Origin of the sequence: Ktedonobacter sp. SOSP1-85, from assembly GCF_016587415.1 — a bacterium.
Lineage (GTDB): Bacteria > Chloroflexota > Ktedonobacteria > Ktedonobacterales > Ktedonobacteraceae > Ktedonobacter.
In genome coordinates this window covers 4,673,426-4,691,790 of record NZ_BNJI01000001.1, presented here as the reverse complement: position 1 = coordinate 4,691,790, position 18,365 = coordinate 4,673,426, and the positions used below count along the sequence as shown (strand labels likewise).

The following is an 18,365-nucleotide window of genomic DNA, read 5'->3' as shown; positions in this document are numbered from 1 at the left end:
GTATTACATGGATACTTAATCATGCTCAGCACGAGCCTCCGGCTCTGATTCGTCGGAGGGCTCTTCACCTGACAGCATTTCGTCTTTCTCCTCATCCATTCCCCCCAACCAATCCATGATCTCAGCCATCAGGTCTTGAAAGACAGTTGTGTTTAGCGAATAGACTTGAAACTGACCGCGTCGCTCGACGCGCACCAGGTCAGCCAGTTTCAGCACCATCAAGTGATGCGAGAGCGCGTTGGGCTTCGCCCCTGTATGCTCCGCTAGTTCGCCCGCGGTGCGCTCTCCTCCCCGCAAGTATTTAAGAATACGCCGCCTGGTCGGATCGGCGATTGCCTTATAGGCCTCTTGCATATGTTCCCCTGTCTCTACCTACACTTCCCGCCTCAGCACCTGCGGTGCCTCGCATGGGGTAAGGGTGTGTGGGCCGGCTGGCGGAGCCAGCCGGCCCACACACCCTTACGCTTTACTATTTCAATGATTCAGCATTTCAATGACTATTGAAATAGTAATCGAGAAAAACCCCACTGTCAAGAGGGAGAGACTGCATTTTCACCGAAAACGCCGCAGGATGCCTCTGCCCTTTCAGGCATGGGGAGGAATGCGGCGTTCCTTTGGAGGTGGCTTGGGTGGAATATGCCGTAGACATGCTTTCATCTGCTCATGTATTATTGACAGGCAGATGAAAACTATGGTATAATTCAGACTATGAAAACGGTATTAACAGCGAAACTTAAATTGAATACAACGCCCGAGCAATTCAAGGCATTACGCACAACGCAACTGGCGTATCGTGATTCACTCAACTATGTGAGCCAGTACGCCTTTGCGAATGGCAAATTGAGTAATGCTCTTCGTTTGCAAGATGCCACCTACGAAGAGATCCGTCTCCGTTTTCATCTGCCTTCGCAAATGGCCTGTTCTGTTCCTCGCCAAGTTGGTGCCACCTATAAAGGCTTATGGACAAAGGTGAAGAACAATGCTGCTCATCGTAAGGCAGGTCTCACCAAGAAACGGTATAAAGGGCTTGATCAGGCTCCTACGTTTCTCTCTCCCACGTTGACCTACCAGTATAAGAAAGACTACACGTTCAAGAAAGAGCAGCACGTGAGTCTTCTCACGCTCGATGGACGTATCGTTGTGCCCTATACTGGCTACAATAAGCATGTGGCATTGATCCAGCGTGGTACGGAGATTGGTGCATCGAAACTCTGGTATGACAAAGCCAAGAAGCAGTTTTACCTCCTTGTCTCCCTGGAAGTGGAGACGGCTGATCCTACCCCAGAAACACACAAGCAGGTCGTTGGCGTGGATGTGGGGATGCGATACCTTGCCGTCACGGCGACAATGCAAGGCAATTGCACCTTCCATGCTGACACCTCCATTGTTGCTAGATCCCATCACTCTGCACGACTGAGAAAGCGTCTGCAAAAGAAAGGCACTCGTTCCGCGACGAGAAGGCTCGTTGCCATCAGTGGACGAGAGAGACGGTTGAAAGCAAACGCCAATCATGTCGTGAGTAAACGGATTGTGAAGCAATATCCTCAAAGCTTGATTGGACTGGAGCATCTGACAGATATTCGCGAGCAGACCAAACGACGGAAAGGCAAGCGAGCCAGTGCAAAACAGCGCAAAGCCAATCGTGCCTTTTCCAAATGGTCCTTTGCAGAGTTGCACAGTATGATCGCTTATAAAGCGCTCTTGCATCAAAGTATGGCGATCAAGGTGGATGCCAACTACACCTCGCAGGCCTGCCCCAAATGTGGGCATACCTGCAAAGAGAATCGTCCACACAAGGGCTTGCTCTTTCTCTGTCAGAATTGTCAGTACACGCTCCATGCCGATCTGGTTGGTGCAAGAAACATTGCGATGCGAACGCTTCTTATCCGGCAAGACTGGATAGGAACGGGCCTCTTGTCAGTACGCCCTGATGTGTCGGACGTTGAAGCCAAAGCAGCACGCCTGAAAAGGTATGCTGAATTGCGGTGGAGTTCAGACACAACTCCAAGCCCTCGGCTTTAGCCGTAGGGTACTGACTTTCTGTCTCAAAGGGTGTGTGCGTGGAAAAGACACTGCCATGACCTCTATCAATATAGCTCAAAACACAACAAAAAGGTCCATTGCTATGCATTGGGGCATTGCGAAAATGTGTCTTGTACGCTATGATAGCGACTAGTAGAGAAGAAGCTGCCGACACGACCCCTACCCCCACGTGGTTGTAGGGGCATTTCCCATTATCTATAACTTGACATGCTAAATTTTCTTTTGATATACTCCTCGTGCGGATGTAGATTGGAAGCGATGCGTGGCTATCTGGCCTGCAAAATGTCTCTCGATCCGTTTGAGGGTCTTGCAAGGCATGGCATGATACGACACCGCATTAGCTGGAGGGTGATGTGACTTTACAGGGATTACTTTCAGTACTGGCTCAGCGACCCGAGTTTCGCCGTCTTCTGGAGCAGGTTCGCCAGCCCGAAGGCGTTCCCCTGCTCACGGGTATTACGGAGGCTGCGCGCCCATATGTTATCGCGACCCTCTCCGTCTCGCTCAAGCAACCTTTGCTGATCGTCGTACAGGACGAGAATCAGGCTACGCAGCTGGCGGAGACACTCAAACAATTTCTTATCAATCCTAGCGATGTCTTCTGCCTGCCAGACCGGGATGCCATGCCCTTCGAGCGCCTCATAGGCGACGCCGAAACCACGCAACACCGCCTGCAAACCTTTATAGCTCTGGTCGAGCGTGAGCGTACCCCGATTGTTGTCTGCTCGGCACGTGCCCTGACTCAGCCAGTCATTCCTCCACAGGAGCTTGCCACCGCCCTCTTTCAGTTGCGTGAGGGACAGGAGACCGACCTGACCTCGATGCTTGAACAGCTCTATGACCTGGGGTATGAGCCGGTCGCCGAGGTTGAGCAACCGGGGCAGTTCAGCCATCGCGGCGGTATTATCGACCTCTTTCCACCAACGCTGCCACGCCCGGTACGCATCGAATTTTTCGGCGATGAGATTGAGTCTATTCGTACCTTTGACCAGGCCACACAGCGCTCCCTGAACCCGATTCAGGACTGTGTAGTGGGGCCTGCCCGCGAGGCGCTACCGGTACGTGGTCCTCAGGCCGCGCAGGAGCTTGCCACGCTTGACAGCAAAATCCTGCATCGTGACGCCGAGGAGCGCTGGAACAATGACCTCGACGTGCTCAAGCAGCGGCGCTCCTTCGACGATATAGCCTTCTATCTCCCCTACCTGCATCAGCCTGCCACTGTGCTGGACTACCTGCCACGTACAGGCCTGCTCATTCTGGATAACCCTGGTCTCATTCAAAATCGTATTCTGGAGCTCGACGCCCAGGTCCAGGAGATCAAAGAGCGCCTGGAGCGTGAGCGCGAGAACCCGGCGCATCTGAAAGAGGCACATATAGCCTGGCCAGAGCTAGAGCTTGCACTCCAGCAGCGGCGCCAGGTACGCTTCGCAGATATCCTCTCCGCCGCCGAGGGCGAGTTTGAGATGCGCCAGCATGGTGGCTCAGAACACCTGATGCCCCCCTTCAGCAGCGCCAACTCTTATGGTGGACGCCTGCGCGCCTTCGTCCTGGACTGCCACAAGGCCCTGGAGAACCGGGACCGCATCGTCATCGTCACGGCACAGGCACGGCGTATGGCCGAGGTGCTCAGTGACGAGAGTATTCTTCAGGACAAGGCCATTCACGTTAGCCCTGGCACCAATATTAACCAGTTGCCTGAAGCGGGCACTCTCACCCTCATCCAGGGCCAGATGAGCGAGGGCTGGCAGTGTCGCTCGCTCGCGCTCTATATCTACACCGATACCGAGATCTTTGGCTGGTCCAAGCGACGTAGCCAGCAACGACGCAAGCCCGTCACCCCCGCCTCATTCCTGGCGGAGGTCAACCCTGGCGACTATGTCGTACACCAGGAACATGGCATCGGGCGCTTCGAGGGCCTGACAAAAATGAACCTGGCCGGCGTGGAGCGCGAATACCTGCTTATTCACTACGCCGGAACCGATAAGCTCTATATACCAACCGATCAGCTTGACCGCGTCACGCGCTTTATCGGCATGGGCGACTCCGTCCCCGCGCTAAGTAAGCTGGGTACGACCGAGTGGACGCGGGCCAAGTCGCGCGTGAAGGAGAGCGTTCAGGACGTTGCCAGAGAGTTGCTCAAGCTCTATAGCGCGCGCGAAGCGGCCCCTGGACACGCCTTTTCCCCTGACTCCGAGCAGCCCTGGTTGCAGGAACTGGAGGATGCATTTCCCTACGAGGAGACGCCCGACCAGGCCCGCGCCATCGAAGAGGTCAAGGCGGACATGGAACGTCCCAAGGCCATGGATCGCCTCGTCTGTGGCGACGTTGGCTACGGCAAGACCGAGGTCGCTCTGCGTGCCGCCTTCAAATCCGTCCTGGACCAGCGCCAGGTCGCCGTGCTCGTGCCCACCACCGTCCTGGCCCTGCAACACTATAACACCTTTAAAGAGCGCCTCAAGGCCTATCCCGTACGCGTTGAGCTACTCAGCCGCTTCCGCTCGGAGAAGGAGCAGAAGCAGGTACTGGAAGACCTGGCAATGGGCAAGGTCGATATCATCATCGGCACGCATCGCCTGCTCCAAAAGGACGTGGTCTTCTTCCACCTGGGCCTGCTCATCGTCGACGAAGAGCAGCGCTTCGGCGTCATGCATAAAGAGCGCCTGAAACAACTACGCAACGAGGTCGACGTACTCACCATGACCGCGACCCCCATTCCGCGTACCCTGCACATGTCCCTGGTCAACCTGCGCGACATGAGCGTCATCGAGACGCCACCGCAGGAGCGCCTCCCTATCCGCACCACCATCCGCGAATATGATGATGAGTTGGTACGCGAGGCCATTCTACGCGAGATAGACCGGGGAGGGCAGGTCTTCTTCGTGCATAACCGCGTACAGGGTATTCAGATGATCGCACAGAAGCTCCAGAAACTGGTCCCCGAGGCGCGTATCACCGTTGGTCATGGTCAGATGAACGAAGACATGCTGGAGAAGGTCATGCTCAGCTTTACTAATGGCGAGTATGACGTCCTCATCTCGACGACCATTATCGAAAACGGCCTGGATATTCCAAACGCCAACACTATCATCGTCAACAACGCCGCCTATTTCGGCCTCTCGCAGCTCTACCAGCTTCGCGGGCGCGTGGGGCGCGGCACACACCAGGCATACGCCTACTTCTTCTACGGCAAGAACGCGCGCCTGACGCCTATTCAGGAGAAACGCCTGCGCGCCATCTTTGAGGCCACTGAGCTGGGAGCAGGCTTCAGAATCGCCATGAAAGACCTGGAGATTCGTGGCGCGGGTAACCTGCTGGGCGGCGAGCAGTCCGGCTTTATGAACACCATTGGCTTCGACCTGTACTGCAAACTGCTGGCAGAAGCCATTCAGGAGATACAGGGCAAGCCAGTCGAGGTCGCGGGCATCGCCACCAGCGTCGATCTCCCCCTGGACTCCTACCTGCCCGACGACTTCATTGGTGACCGCACGCTCAAGGTCAACTTCTACCAGCGCCTGGCCAACCTGAGCCAGCCCGAGCAGGTCGAGGCCATGGAGGCTGAGCTAACTGATCGCTTCGGTCCCCTACCCGCCCCGGTCCAAAACCTTCTCTCCCTGGTACGGCTGAAGGTGCAGGCTGCTCAGCTTGGCTATGAGTCAATTGCCCTCAAGGATAACGCCTTTATCTTGAGCGTCAAGCGCAATATCATTCCCAACCGCATCAACCTGTATAAGCGCTTCCGCAATGATGCCCAGGTGCAACAGGGCGTGGTCCGTATCCCGCGTCGCCTCCTCGGCCCCGACTGGATGGAGAAGCTACAGGAACTACTGCCCTCAATTACCGCGGCGGTAACCCATAGCGCATAAAAGGGTACTAATGGAGCATGATGAAGCGCGCCCTGGTAGTCTGTGGCTACCAGGGCGCGCTTCATCATGCTCCATTAGCTTAAATCTTTAGCGCCGTGTATGCATAAGATGGAACATCAAGGCCTGCTTATAATCCATCAGGGAGACCTGGCCGGTCTTGATCACCTGGTTCGCGAGGTTGAGCAGGGTCGAGACGACTTGCAGGCGTGTCTCATCGATGCGCCCCTGCTGCCTGAGCAGCTCAATAAGCTGTACGGGTCCCTGACTATCGATCTCCTGGCCAGAGGTAATCACCTCAATGCGCAACCACACGACCAGCTGCTGACGCATCTGCTCAAAAATCGCGATATCGTCATCGCCCACGGCCAGCGCGTTGGATTCGCGGGACTCAGTCGGAAGATTGGACGCGATAGGGGCGGGAGCCGTGGAGCGGGTAGGAGAAGGCTGTGCGGGCTTAACGGTAACCGGAGCGACATAATCATTCTCGCGCTCCTCTGAAGTCGACGGATTGCGAAAAGCGGTAAAATCCTCTGGGCGTACAGGAGACATAGAGGATGTCTGCATCGACTCAATAGCCCCATAGGAAGGGGCAGTGCTCCCTCCACGATTATGGCGCGCTCCATTGGAGGCCTGTGGCTGATAAGGCTCGACGGGTTCAAAGACCTGCGCGGCCTCAGGCTGCACTGACTGTGATGCCTCGACGCGTGCGCGTGGGTCGGGCAAACTGGTGCTTGGGCGCCGAGCCTGTGTTCCAGAAGAGGCTGGTGGAACGTCGCCTCTTATATTATTACTATTACGCCATGTGTCGGATGGCGGGATTGTGGGTGGTGCAAGAGGCCCGGAGCGGCGTGAAGTTTCAGGCCTGGTAGCAGCCGGAGCGTCGGCGCGAGCAACGGGTTGAGACAAAGGCTCGGAGGGACGTCTTCCCTGCTGAGGAGCCTGCGTGGGCTGAGCTGGAGCTACAGTAGCCACAGGACGCCCCGGCGCATTCGCCGCCGGGCGCGGACGCACATGAGGCGTGGGAGGCAAGGCCTCCGCCAACGTCGAAGCCGCTTGCCCATACTCCTGTTCGGCTGGCCCTTTGTTCTTGAACTCAGCGTATATCCCCGCGGCAGTAGAGGCATTCTCGGCACGCAATGCACCGCTTCTGGTGCCACGCGCTGGTGTTTGGGCTGGCGGAGCATTCCTGGTGGGTTCGCCACGTAGCTCCTGCAACTGCTGCTGAAGCTGCATCGTAGAGGCTGCGATCTGCTCCCAGCCTGGCTCGACCTTCCCGCTTAAACTGGGTGCCGACCAGGAGACCACTGGGCGAGGGCTGCCAAAGGGAGGATTGAGCTGTTTCTGCCCCGAGATATGCAAGCGCAAATTCTGTACGACAGATGATGCACATGTATTGATAAGCATGCGAATGTCCGCCATGCGTCGCCGGCCCTGCTCCCCGAAGAAACTCCGGTTGCGCTGCACAAACTGAATAAAGAGGCGCTCTACCTGGTGCTGAAGATCCACCGACATCAGATCGAGCCGGCCCCAGGTCGTAAAGTCGAATGAGCTTAAGTATAACCAGACTTCCTGGCGCTTGGCACGGTCGACTGGCCGCGTACATAATGCCTGTTTCCGGTGGTCAAAAAACCGTGGGTAACAGAAATTCGCGATTAAAGTTTCGGCAAGCTCAGCCTTCAACCTCGCAATCTCAGCAGGCGGTAGTTGACCTATATAGACGCCCATCGCAACATCCTCTTTCATCTAATCGGTCTGCATGCCAACGCATTCAGCATCAGGTGGGTGAATTTTTTTAGATCAGGTTCAATGCGAACAAACGCAAGAGCCGCGCGTTTTGATTGACCTCAACACCATCCTGGCTCTTCTCCATGTCGACATGAAGGCGTGCTTGTACATCCATTATTGTACTAGAAGGCTGTGCTAGAGGTAAAAGGGCTATGGAAAGATGGGCTAGCCCTTTCGGATAAAGAGGGCTTCCCGGATGCAGCAAGAAGAAATTATTCGACTGCATCTTGATCACATCACCCGGCTTCCAGGTGTTACTTTGACACCAGTTTAGCAGCGGCACATCAGTACTGGACAGGTGTTCTTGCCCATCACTTGTCTCCATAATAAAAGCGATTTGTTGGGAGACGCGAATGGGTTGCACGACTTTCCAGTAGGTCGAAATCGTCGCATGCACATCGGTACGATCATACTGATGTGTCTTCGCATTCTCATATTTGCTATTCAAGGTTGCATCATAGCCCAGCAATTGTAGACTGCCATTCCCGGCACTGAAGGTAGCCTGGAGTGGATGCTGAATTTGCTGCATCTCTTGAGGGGAGACGAGTGTATCAGCGCAGAGTGAGGCTGGGAGATTTGGAAGCGCATGCGTGAGATCGGCGCCTGGACCAGCCTGTACAGGAGAGAGTGGGGAGAGGCCAGGGGCTGGCAACCCCTTCTTCAGCAAGAGCATCCCATCCTCAGCCTTCACAATCCCATATTTACCGCTCAGCAAAACGCTCTTCACCGACCGGCTATAGGCATCCGACCCATAGAAGGGATAGAAATCTCCCTGCAAATCCAGTATCACATAGTCCGCCTGGTCGTTAGCGTAAGGAAACATATAGATCCTCTGGCGTTGACTCAAGTGGGGCACCAGGCGTGTCTGAGCCGAGATTGATGCATCGGGTGGCACCATATCGACAAATTTCTGTAGTAGTTGTGTGCGCGTGGAGATCTGGGGCCAATGAAAATCGACCGAGAAAGGCAGAGCACCATGGAAATAGTAGTCTGTGCGCAGCGAGCTAAAGAGCGTCACACAGAGGAGGGCTGTCATCACGCTCAATTGTAACAGGCGACTAGCCAAGCGTGGTTTGCGCCTCTGAGCTGGACGCAAGGACTCAGAGTCAGCAGGCTCGGCCTGGGCCGTGCGCCTGTTCAACCAATCTGAGCCAAGCTGTATCAACCAGAGCAACAATACCAGGGCCTCAATCGTCGCAAAAATCAGCACAGGAACAATCTCGGCATTATATTGGAAGAGGCCACTGTACTGTCCCTCATGTGACGAGAGCAAATTCAAGGCCAGGGTTGGCGCAGCCAGTACCATCACCCATGGAGCCAGCACAGGCAAGAAAACAGCAGGTTCCAGGAGAATTTTGAGATAATCGCGGTGCTTGCTATCAAGCAGATACTTATGCAAGAAATCCCTGGTCGTCCCCTGGCTCGCGCCATCATAGCGTCCTGAGAGCAGAGGCTTTCCCGTTGGGCTAAAGTGTGGGAAGACATAGTAATAAGCGATTCCAAACCAGGCCAGGGCAATGACCAGCAGAATAGCGCTACTGCGCCAGCGGCGCTGGAACACCATCGACCAGAGACAGAACATGGCGATAACGAGTGGAATCTCCTCTTTACAGGCCATCGAGAGCAGCGCAAACACAAACATAGGTGCGGTACGCCGGGTATACATAAAATAAAACGTAAAGAGCAACAGGCTCGTGGTCAAGGTTACGGCGTGGAAGTCATAGATCGTCGCTTGCTGCTGAGCGGGATAAAGCAAATAGAGCAGGGCAATCGCCACAGCGGCCAATTCGTTGCGTAGACGGAGTCGGGCCAGCAAGAAGGCCGGATAGGCCCCCAGAGCCACAACAACGGTCTGAAAAATCAGCAGCATGCGTGGATCGGCCCAGAGGTAGTAGAGCCACGAAATGGGCCATAAAATCGGCTCAAAATGAATCGCGAAGCGGTTGATGCCTTCAGGTGAGTAACAATTTGTATCAGAAATAATATTGCAGATTGTTTGATGAAGCTCACCGTGATAGGCCAGATTCCAGATTGCCTGGTCCATGATCCCCAGGTCTTCGGCGTTAGTCCCAAACGCGCTATGGCCAGTGGTCAGCAACAAGATAAAATAGGCAGAAAACACCACCACAGCTGTCGTCACCAGGCCAAGCGCGACCCAGAAGAGACGCGTGCGTTCTAGCGGCTCAGGGCGTGGATAGAGATAGAGTCGATTTTGCCAGATAGAAACACGCTTCGACAAACGTTTTCTCCAGGACATACTTACCATACGATACCACCTTGTCACCCAGCATACGATTTCTAGTTACGGGTGTAGTGTGTGCTGGCAACCTGCGGCAGCCAGCACACACTACATCCACGTGGGCGAGCATCCCAGGCGCGAGCCATCACACTCACACATTGTGCATCGAGTTAATTCAGTTCCTGTTTGATGCTATACTCTTCATCAGGCCGGAACGCGTAGTAGCGAATCATTTCACTTTGTAGGCCGGTCAAGATAAACTGCACGCCAAAGATCATCAGGAGAATACCCACAAACAGCAGGGGCTGATCATGAATAGGCTGATTGAGCGTAAATTTGCGGATCACCACAAAGATATCGATAAGGAAGCCCAGGAAGAGCGTAAAGAAACCAAGTGGGCCAAACAGCCGCAGTGGGGTGCGCACAAATGAGGTCAGGAAGAGCACGTTTAAGAGGTCAATCAAGCCACGAGCAAAGCGTCGGAAGCCATACTTGGATGTACCAAATTTGCGTGGATGGTGGCGGACCTTGATCTCCGCAACCTTGAAGCCACGCCAATGGGCCATAACAGGCACAAAACGATGGAACTCGCCATACAGCTTGAGATGCGGATCCTCAACTAACTCACGACGGTAGGCTTTGAAACCATTGTTGATATCATGCAAATGGACGCCAGTCATCGTGCTCACCAACCAGTTAAAGATGCGTGAGGGGAAGGTCTTGGAGATTGGATCGAGGCGTGGAAACTTCCAACCCGTTACCAGGTCATAGCCCTCATCCAACTTCGCCAGGTAACGGGGAATTTCCTCGGGATCATCCTGCAAGTCGCCATCCATGGTAAAGATAACCTGGCCACGACTCCGGCTAAAACCAGCCACCAGGGCAGGCGTCTTGCTAAAATTGCGCCTGAACTGGACGATGCGCACGACACCGGGATGCTCCAGGCGTAACTTTTTCAGCTCCTCAAAGGTGTTATCAACGCTACCATCATCAATAAAAATGACTTCGAAGCTCTTGCCTAGCTGGCCAATCTGTTCCGCGAGCTTATCAAATAGGATTCCAACGCTCTTTTGTTCATCTTTTACTGGCACAACTATCGTTAAATCAATAGCGGGAGTCGCTTCTTCAGGTGCAGCTTCAGCTGGCACATTCATAGATACTTGTGTCTGTTGCATGCCTCGTGTACTCCAAACCATCATTACTCAAACAGAAAAATTGCATGTATTTACCTGCGGCTCATGCTCGTCAGTCTCTCCAATCGGGACCTATTATAGCATACGCCCCTGTAAGCATCATAAAGCTATGGTACCTTTGCCCTCATGGCTTCTTTCAGCAGTGACCATCCACCCATTCAGACGCGAGGTGCTCGTGACGAGCGCTTCGCACTCAGGTTAGACAATAAGTTAAAACGCGCTACCTGGAAAACGAGACACATCTATAGTACGATTCACAATAACTTTTAGCCTATGCATCCCTTTTTTGAGGGCACGCAACAATGGAGAAGCGCGATAACATACTATACATGCAGTGAAGACCGTAGCATCAGATCTGGGCGATCCGTGGCAAGCGCCTCCACACCCACCTCCTGACAATGCTGGATATCTTCAGACGTATTCGCGGTCCAGGCGGCCAGGTGGAGGCTCTCCTGCCGTATGATCTGAGCAACCCCTGGTGTCAACAGGTGATGATCAATATCAATCCACGCGCTCCCCAGTTCACGCGCTCGCATACAGGCAGCCGCTACCCAGCCATCTGCCTGCACATCCCATACCTCGCTTGAAAGGATCAGGCCTATCTCGACCTCTGGCTGTCGCTGTTTCGCCTCGGCCAACAACTCCCAGTCAAAGGCGATCAGCAAGACCTGGTCTAGCATCTCCATACTCTGGAGATCTTCGAGCACGGCAGGTACCATCCGTGGATAACGACCATACACGCCATCACGCTGGCTAGACTTCAACTCAAGCAATACATGTGCGCGCCCCTTCACCAATTCTAGGACCTCGCGCAGTGTTGGAATCTGCTCACGCTCCGACCAGCCACCCGGGAAGTGGGCTGCGGCATTGAGTGAACGCAGATAAGCAAAATCCTGGTCTAGCAAGTTTCCATGCCCCTCAGTCAAACGCTCAAGCGTATTATCATGAAAGACAATCAGCTGACCATCACGACTCATCTGCACATCTAATTCAACGGCATCGACCTCTAAAGCCAGGGCATTGCGAAATGCCCCTAAGGTATTTTCAGGTGCCAGTCGTGCTCCCCCACGGTGCGCGACACAGGCCATTCGCCCGGCAATCTGCATACAAGAACTCCTATTTCTATTTCACATTCACAGCCTTCCGGCCGGATATGCCCAGGGAAGACACGCGCCCTCTGCCACACTACCTTCAGGTTATCTCCTCCTCAAACATTATATAAGTTTTCCTCGCCCCCTAGTCCATTATTGCAACCCAAAGGGCTATTTGGCGCCTGGCCTGGCGTGTGAAGCCTTGTACTGGTTATAGCACCCATCTTGACAAGCCACACTCCAGGTTGTATCATATCTTTGTGAAAATGAGAATAATTCTCATTTTCAGGTGAGCCTAACAGATGAGATTAGGGCAAGCTAAGGAGCAATCATGCGAGAGAAACTGAACGCGAACGCGCAAGCCGTGCTTGATATTGTACGGGGAGCTGATCACCCGACCGCGCTTGACATTTATGATGCAGTGAAGAGCCTGCGTCCGCGCATCGGGTTAGCCAGTGTCTATCGCATCCTTCACCAGCTCGCGGAACGTGGATATATTAAGGAACTGGGGCGAACCGAAGAGGGATGCCGTTATGACGCGCATATTGAGCGCCATGATCACGCCATCTGCACCATGTGTGGAGCGCTCTTCGACGTACCCGTTGAGATCCAACTTCCACAGGAGATGCTCCTGGCGGCAGCGCGTGCGACCGGGCTTACGCTCCGCTCACATGAGCTACGCCTCTATGGGACCTGTCCGCAATGCACGGGAAAGACACACGACTAAAAAGCGCTCTAGCTTGTATCAGCCAGAGCGTTATCCATAGATAGACAACAAGGAAGAAGCGATGACAGAAGAGACCAAAGTGCCGGTGCTCGAACAGAAAGAGCCACAACTTCCCGCGAAGATGACCGTAAAAGAGGAGATTCTCGACATTGTCGAGGCCATACGCAGGAACGATGATTCCTCGCATAACTTTCTCCTGCGTGTCGTCCAACCTGGCCTGGCCGGACTGATGGATGGCTCGGTCTCCACCCTGGCCCCCATCTTTACCGCGGCCTTCACCACGCATAATCCCTTTATAGCCTTCCTGATTGGTATGGCGACCGCCACAGGCGCGGGCATCAGCATGGCCCTCTCCGAGGGGCTCTCAGACGATGGCGAGCTAACAGGGCGTGGCAGCCCCATTGTGCGCGGCAGTATCACCGGCATCATGACCTTCTTCGGCGGCGCGCTCCACACGCTCCCTTTCTTGATTGGCAACCTCAGTGTGGCCCTGGTCACGGCCTACATCGTCGTCGCCTTTGAGCTCGTGCTTATCGCCGCCATCCGCCATCGCTACTTTGGCACCAGCTGGCTGCTCTCGACCCTCCAGGTCGTTGGTGGTGGTGTCCTGGTCTTTATCGCGGCCCTCATCTTCGGCAATGTCTAGCCTCTTGCCCGGCTCACGCGCTTAAACGAGGCAGAGCTACGCAGGTAGGAGCAAATGCGGCATATGTTATAGTATATGCATCACCTCAGAAAGGATGGCTTGCATATGCCACTTGCACCTGGTATGACCGCTGAAATCAGCACCCTCGTCACGCCGGAGAATACCGCAGCCGCCGTGGGAGCGGGAGGAGTCGAAGTCTTCGCCACCCCAATGATGATCGCGCTAATGGAGAATGCCTCCTGGCAAGCCGTCGCGCCAGGACTGGACAAAGGGCATGTCACCGTAGGCACCCTGGTCAACGTGAAGCACCTGGCCGCGACCCCGGTGGGGCAGAGCGTGCGTGCAGTCGCCACCTTGCACGAGATAGACGGGCGCAGACTCGTCTTTCAGGTTGAAGCCTACGACGAGCGCCAGAAGATCGGCGAAGGCACGCACGAGCGCTTCATCGTCAAGCTCGACCAGTTCCTCAAAAACCTGGAGGACTAGGCGAACCAGCTGGTCGTCGAGGGTCCCGAGGGGATAAGCGGTGCCTCCCAGAGCGGAATAAGACGCCAAAATAGCTTGTTATTTAGTAGTGAGTATGATATACTATCCTCCTACGAAGAAGCTCCTCCGAGCTGAAGCGTAAGGAATGCTTCATCTGGGGATGTCGGGTTTCGACAGGCGGTCAGATTGAAGATTTGCAGGCCGAGGTGCCGGTATGCACATCTCGTTAAACAACCGGCAAAAAAATAGTTGCCAAACCAGCAACTTCTTCCTACGCTCTCGCTGCTTAATAACCAGTGATGCGTCGTCCTCCTAACTTTCGTCCACGGGGTTAGTAAAGGGCGCCAAATTACATGGGCTGCTGTGGTCGCCACCGTCTTCTAACGACCACTTAAGACCAGAGGGCCACCGTAGAGGAATCCGGTCGATGGGAGTCCGCTACGGAAAGCAAAAACATCGGCTAAGCCTGTAGCATATTCTCCAGTAGGACTGGTTGGACGGGGAGTTCAACTCTCCCCCATCTCCACCAACGAAAAGGCTAGAAGTAGGTTAGGTTAACCCGCTTCTAGCCTTTCTTTATGCCCTATAACAACTCCTGTTGTTAACCTCCACAAGTAGCAAAATGTAGCAACGAGTTATAGAGACGCAATGAAGGGGTAAAAATTTAATGCGCGGGGGTTACTTAACGCCAAAAGAAGAAGAGATTATTCACCAACTTCTAAGTACTACAGCACCACTTAGCGAGGTATGTATGTTACGAAGTGGCTTCGTAGGCTTCTTCTTTGTAGAAGAATTGTAACGTGGCAGTGAGCTTGTGGAGCCACCCCACGTTTTAAGTGGTGCTGTAGTACTTAGACCGTGTTTTGGAATGCGCGGCGGTAATGCTGCATGGACAAAAGAGCAAAATAGGAGAAGTTTTTGCTTTGTAAGATGGTAGAATATCTTGCATGCAATTGGGGAGCGGAAGACCTTTGTCTCAAGACATCCAGGAGAGCAGACGACTCAAGCTGGGAGAAACGCAGTCGTTACGTTCTGGGGTCGTTCTGCTTCAGTCTCAAAGAGCATGATCGGAAAAGACTTTCGCCTCTTCATGGATTGGAAAGGAAACCATCATGAAATTGCTTCTCACCTCGGCTGGCATCAAAAACGACAGCATTCGCAACGCTCTGGTTGATCTGTTGGGCAAACCGATTACCGAGTCCAGTGCCCTCTACATTCCCACCGCGATCTACCCCTTCCCTGGCGGTGCTGCCATGGCCTGGCGGCTGATCCGCGGCCCCTTGTGCGAATTGGGGTGGAAGTCGTTGGGCGTGCTGGAGCTCACCGCTCTGCCCAGTATCCAAGAGGACTGTTGGGTCCCAATGCTTAAGGAGACGGACACCCTGCTGGTTGGCGGCGGCGATCCCCTGTATCTGTGCCACTGGATGCGACAGTCGGGACTGGCAGACCTGTTGCCCTCTCTGCTGCGCGAGACGGTCTACGTGGGGGTGAGCGCCGGGAGCATGGCGGCCGCCGCCACCTTCGGCGAGACCTACCGTGATCCGCGCAGGGGCAGCGGTGAATCGCTCACGTCGGAAGACATCGTGTTCGCCACACCCCAGGGAGAAATCAGCAGGATCTTGGTCACGGCTCAGGGAGTGGGACTGGTTGACTTTGCGTTGATTCCGCACCTGGATCACGAGGATCACCCGGACGCTTCCCTGGCCAACGCAGAAAAGTGGGCTGCGAGGCTACCCATGCCAACGTACGCGATCGACGATCAGACCGCCATCAAAGTGATCGACGGAGCAGTCGAAGTGGTCTCCGAAGGCCATTGGAAACGGTTTACGCCCTAATGGGGTGTTTGGGAACGGGTTCGTTCTTGCGCCCCAAACGAGCGAGGAGCAACCGAATCATTGCCACGCGGGATCAGTGTTTCACTCTTCTGCACTTTTCGCTCGTAATCCTTACTCATTCTTCTGTTACGGAAAATCCAACTGAATGTTCGCTCCACGACCCATCTACGAGGCACCACGCTGAAACCGCGGGTGCCTGATGGGCGTTCCACGACTTCCAGTTCCCACTCTCCTGTGGCTTGACACCACTCAGCGAACTCCTGCCCACGATAGGCCGCATCTGCCCAAATCTTTTTCAGACGCGGCACGAAGAACTTGAGCCCTGCAAGTAGACAACGAGCCCACGCGGGTATCATGCGTATCGGCAGGGGTTACGTAGATGGAAATGGGGATACCTAGCGTATCCACGAGGAGATGCCGTTTTCTCCCTTTGATGTGTTTGTGGGCATCGTAGCCACAGATCCCAGACGACTCCTCAACCGTTTTCACGCGGATGGCGAATCCATGCTGGCTGCACTTGGGTCAGGGCGCCTTCCTTGTCGTTCTCGTTCAGCCTGGTGCAACGCCCGCAGCAAAAGCGTCCAGGTCCCTTTGAGGCGCAGGCGCCGGAAGTGATAAAAGACCGTTTGCCATGGCGGAAAGTTGGTTGGCAGGTAACGCCATGGGCAACCAGTGCGCAAAACGTAAAAGATGGCATTAAAAATGGCACGCAGGGAGTGGGCGGGTGGCCTGCCTCGTTTGGACTGGAGAGGGAGGTGGCGCTGCAGGCACTCCCACTCCGCATCAGACAGATTACTGGGATAACTTGTACTCATCCTTCCAGTTTATCATGTGAGGCCATCTCTGCGATTAACAAAACACGGTCTTACAGAACGGGGCATTCTAAAATACGAAATAGTAGATGTGTCGAATGAAGGCCGAGAGTTGCCAGGTAGCCAATACCCCTGGGAAATTGAATTATTATGCGCAACTATTGCAACACCAACCTCTGCTCATAGTTTCTGGCTCGATTGGATGGATGGCCAATACACACTAAAGCACTGGTATGATTTTACACCTGATTTAAGCGAAATATACCCCCAGCCCTTGATTTCAAAAATGATATCCTGGCTGCCCAACAAAGGTTAAAGCAAGAAGAGTAATTTTATGACCCTTCTTGCCTTAATCTTAATGTGGTTTGCCAGCCAGTTTGTCCCCACAGGACAGGATATGGGTCAATGACGAGTCAGACGGTTTATCGGTCAAAGCCGTATTGTAGTTCATCTGCCAGAAAAGCCTGTGTATGCGGCTGAGCAAAGAGGGACTTTTCCAGCAGAAGCACTTCGTTATGAAGAAAACAGATGATATGAGTCGTCATCAAGAGATGATACGTACAGCTCCTGAGATAATTTGCCAGCGCTCATCCTGAAACAGCCATACACGCAGATAGCGGCAGAAAACCTCAAGAGGTTTTCCCTGTAATCGCACCTTTACATGAGCTTTTACTGCAACAATTGCGCTTTCTCCATAGAATTGCATAACTGGTTCTTCGACAAACTCCACTGCTGTCTGAACAACAGCACCAGATGCATGACTTTCGATATCATCGCGTTTCCCCTGTACATTTCCCTCGGCATCAATAAACACCAGATCATCATGTAGTAATCGTTCAAGGGCTTGCACATCATTGTTCACCATTGCCTGTTGAAGCTGCTTCTCAGCATGCACAATTTCCTCAAGAGAGTGGTTCACTTCTCTCTCCTTTCATTCGGGCTAACAACAATTGTCTGTCTGTCCACTTCCTCAAGGATAGATACTCAAAGCAAAGAAGTAAAGAGGAAACCCATGCTCATAGCATACTTTTTAACTATAAGATGTCCCGTTTGACGCATATCTGAGAACGCGAGTCCGAAAAACAAGAGCATTTCGTCCTCTCGATCAGGAGCACCTACAATACGAGAACCAATATCTTGATCAAGACGCTCGTTCAGAAGCACAAAGACATCAGGTTGTACGATATTCCCATAGCTCAACTCCACATCCAGAGGAGAGCGTGCCCACATTCATGTGAGACAGCATAGCCAGAACACTATGACGCAGATCATGAATACGCATCTGAGGAATGCCAGCCTCATCTAACAGCCGATCAAACATCTTAAGGATATAACGAGGGTTAAGGTAACCGCCATCCAGGCCACAGACTATTAGATCAAGCCCCTGCCAGACATCGCCAACTTTCAAATGATGCTCCAATTGAGCAAGCTTATGATCTTCTAGCATCTTTAAAACAAAGCCAGGCAACAAGATTTTACGGTGACTGCGTTTCGTTTTAGGCTCAGTCTCGACATAGCCATAACGAGCAATATAGTCAGCAGTTCGCCTCACATGGAGGGTACCAATCTCAAAGTCAACATCAGACCAACGCAGGCCAGCAGTTCACCACGACACATACCCGTAGTCAAAGCCAGCGCAATAAGC

General features: G+C 53.7%; 13 protein-coding genes, 1 other RNA gene and 1 pseudogene. 7 read left to right on the top strand and 8 right to left on the bottom strand.

The genetic code is table 11. The features are described 5' to 3' along the window. Positions 1–15 precede the first annotated feature (15 nt). Positions 16–354 (bottom strand): metalloregulator ArsR/SmtB family transcription factor, encoded by a 339-nt coding sequence (locus KTE_RS19675; protein ID WP_201383800.1) that lies wholly within the window; start codon positions 352–354, stop codon positions 16–18. 354 nt (positions 355–708) lie between these two features. Here KTE_RS19675 and KTE_RS19670 point away from each other — a divergent pair, with 354 nt between their 5' ends. Both KTE_RS19670 and mfd read left to right on the top strand, forming a co-directional pair. Beyond that, entirely contained in the window at positions 709–2,022 is a 1,314-nt protein-coding gene (locus KTE_RS19670) for an RNA-guided endonuclease TnpB family protein (RefSeq protein WP_201383798.1), read from the top strand. A 374-nt stretch (positions 2,023–2,396) separates the two neighbouring features. Continuing rightward, complete coding sequence (mfd, locus tag KTE_RS19665) at positions 2,397–5,906, top strand: transcription-repair coupling factor (RefSeq protein ID WP_201383796.1); 3,510 nt, start codon at positions 2,397–2,399, stop codon at positions 5,904–5,906. An 87-nt stretch (positions 5,907–5,993) separates the two neighbouring features. On the opposite strand, the gene KTE_RS19660 is transcribed toward mfd, so the two are convergent. The 4 genes from KTE_RS19660 to KTE_RS19645 all read right to left on the bottom strand — a co-directional run bounded on the left by KTE_RS19660 (position 5,994) and on the right by KTE_RS19645 (position 12,229). Continuing rightward, a complete protein-coding gene (locus tag KTE_RS19660) occupies positions 5,994–7,649 on the bottom strand; it encodes a hypothetical protein (RefSeq protein ID WP_201383794.1) in 1,656 nt (551 codons plus the stop codon). Between the two features lie 49 nt (positions 7,650–7,698). After that, positions 7,699–9,930, bottom strand: a complete 2,232-nt coding sequence (locus KTE_RS19655) for a DUF2079 domain-containing protein (protein WP_201383792.1) — start codon at positions 9,928–9,930, stop codon at positions 7,699–7,701. 170 nt (positions 9,931–10,100) lie between these two features. Next, positions 10,101–11,105, bottom strand: coding sequence for a glycosyltransferase family 2 protein (locus KTE_RS19650; RefSeq protein ID WP_201383790.1), 1,005 nt, complete (start codon positions 11,103–11,105; stop codon positions 10,101–10,103). A gap of 341 nt (positions 11,106–11,446) precedes the next feature. After that, positions 11,447–12,229 carry a glycerophosphodiester phosphodiesterase gene (locus tag KTE_RS19645; RefSeq protein ID WP_201383788.1) on the bottom strand — a complete coding sequence of 261 codons (783 nt, stop codon included), beginning with the start codon at positions 12,227–12,229 and terminating at the stop codon, positions 11,447–11,449. Positions 12,230–12,545: 316 nt separating this feature from the next. Here KTE_RS19645 and KTE_RS19640 point away from each other — a divergent pair, with 316 nt between their 5' ends. The 5 genes from KTE_RS19640 (at position 12,546) to KTE_RS19620 (ending at position 15,908) form a co-directional block, all read left to right on the top strand. After that, the gene (locus KTE_RS19640) at positions 12,546–12,941 is read left to right on the top strand and encodes a Fur family transcriptional regulator (protein WP_201369089.1); all 396 of its coding nucleotides are present in this window, start codon (positions 12,546–12,548) and stop codon (positions 12,939–12,941) included. 61 nt (positions 12,942–13,002) lie between these two features. Beyond that, positions 13,003–13,587, top strand: a complete 585-nt coding sequence (locus KTE_RS19635) for a VIT family protein (RefSeq protein WP_201383786.1) — start codon at positions 13,003–13,005, stop codon at positions 13,585–13,587. A gap of 105 nt (positions 13,588–13,692) precedes the next feature. Continuing rightward, positions 13,693–14,073, top strand: a complete 381-nt coding sequence (locus KTE_RS19630) for a thioesterase family protein (protein ID WP_201383784.1) — start codon at positions 13,693–13,695, stop codon at positions 14,071–14,073. Positions 14,074–14,229: 156 nt separating this feature from the next. Further along, positions 14,230–14,602: a transfer-messenger RNA gene (gene ssrA, locus KTE_RS19625) on the top strand. 583 nt (positions 14,603–15,185) lie between these two features. Continuing rightward, positions 15,186–15,908, top strand: coding sequence for a Type 1 glutamine amidotransferase-like domain-containing protein (locus KTE_RS19620; protein WP_201383781.1), 723 nt, complete (start codon positions 15,186–15,188; stop codon positions 15,906–15,908). On the opposite strand, the pseudogene KTE_RS19615 reads toward KTE_RS19620, so the two are convergent. From KTE_RS19615 to KTE_RS19605, 3 genes and pseudogenes are all read right to left on the bottom strand, one after another. After that, positions 15,898–16,723 (bottom strand): annotated as a pseudogene (locus KTE_RS19615) (IS5 family transposase). The gene KTE_RS19620 and the pseudogene KTE_RS19615 overlap by 11 nt on opposite strands. Positions 16,724–17,264: 541 nt before the next feature. Continuing rightward, entirely contained in the window at positions 17,265–17,639 is a 375-nt protein-coding gene (locus KTE_RS19610; protein ID WP_201383779.1) for a nuclear transport factor 2 family protein, read from the bottom strand. 252 nt (positions 17,640–17,891) lie between these two features. Next, positions 17,892–18,314 (bottom strand): tyrosine-type recombinase/integrase, encoded by a 423-nt coding sequence (locus KTE_RS19605; RefSeq protein WP_201387142.1) that lies wholly within the window; start codon positions 18,312–18,314, stop codon positions 17,892–17,894. Between the last annotated feature and the right edge of the window lie 51 nt (positions 18,315–18,365).

Bases quoted from the DNA above. Each gene is read 5' to 3' on its own strand.
- KTE_RS19675 (WP_201383800.1), bottom strand. From the start codon at position 354: ATGCAAGAGGCCTATAAGGCAATCGCCGATCCGACCAGGCGGCGTATT.
- KTE_RS19670 (WP_201383798.1), top strand. From the start codon at position 709: ATGAAAACGGTATTAACAGCGAAACTTAAATTGAATACAACGCCCGAG.
- KTE_RS19660 (WP_201383794.1), bottom strand. From the start codon at position 7,649: ATGAAAGAGGATGTTGCGATGGGCGTCTATATAGGTCAACTACCGCCT.
- KTE_RS19650 (WP_201383790.1), bottom strand. From the start codon at position 11,105: ATGCAACAGACACAAGTATCTATGAATGTGCCAGCTGAAGCTGCACCT.
- KTE_RS19645 (WP_201383788.1), bottom strand. From the start codon at position 12,229: ATGCAGATTGCCGGGCGAATGGCCTGTGTCGCGCACCGTGGGGGAGCA.
- KTE_RS19640 (WP_201369089.1), top strand. From the start codon at position 12,546: ATGCGAGAGAAACTGAACGCGAACGCGCAAGCCGTGCTTGATATTGTA.
- KTE_RS19635 (WP_201383786.1), top strand. From the start codon at position 13,003: ATGACAGAAGAGACCAAAGTGCCGGTGCTCGAACAGAAAGAGCCACAA.
- KTE_RS19630 (WP_201383784.1), top strand. From the start codon at position 13,693: ATGCCACTTGCACCTGGTATGACCGCTGAAATCAGCACCCTCGTCACG.
- KTE_RS19620 (WP_201383781.1), top strand. From the start codon at position 15,186: ATGAAATTGCTTCTCACCTCGGCTGGCATCAAAAACGACAGCATTCGC.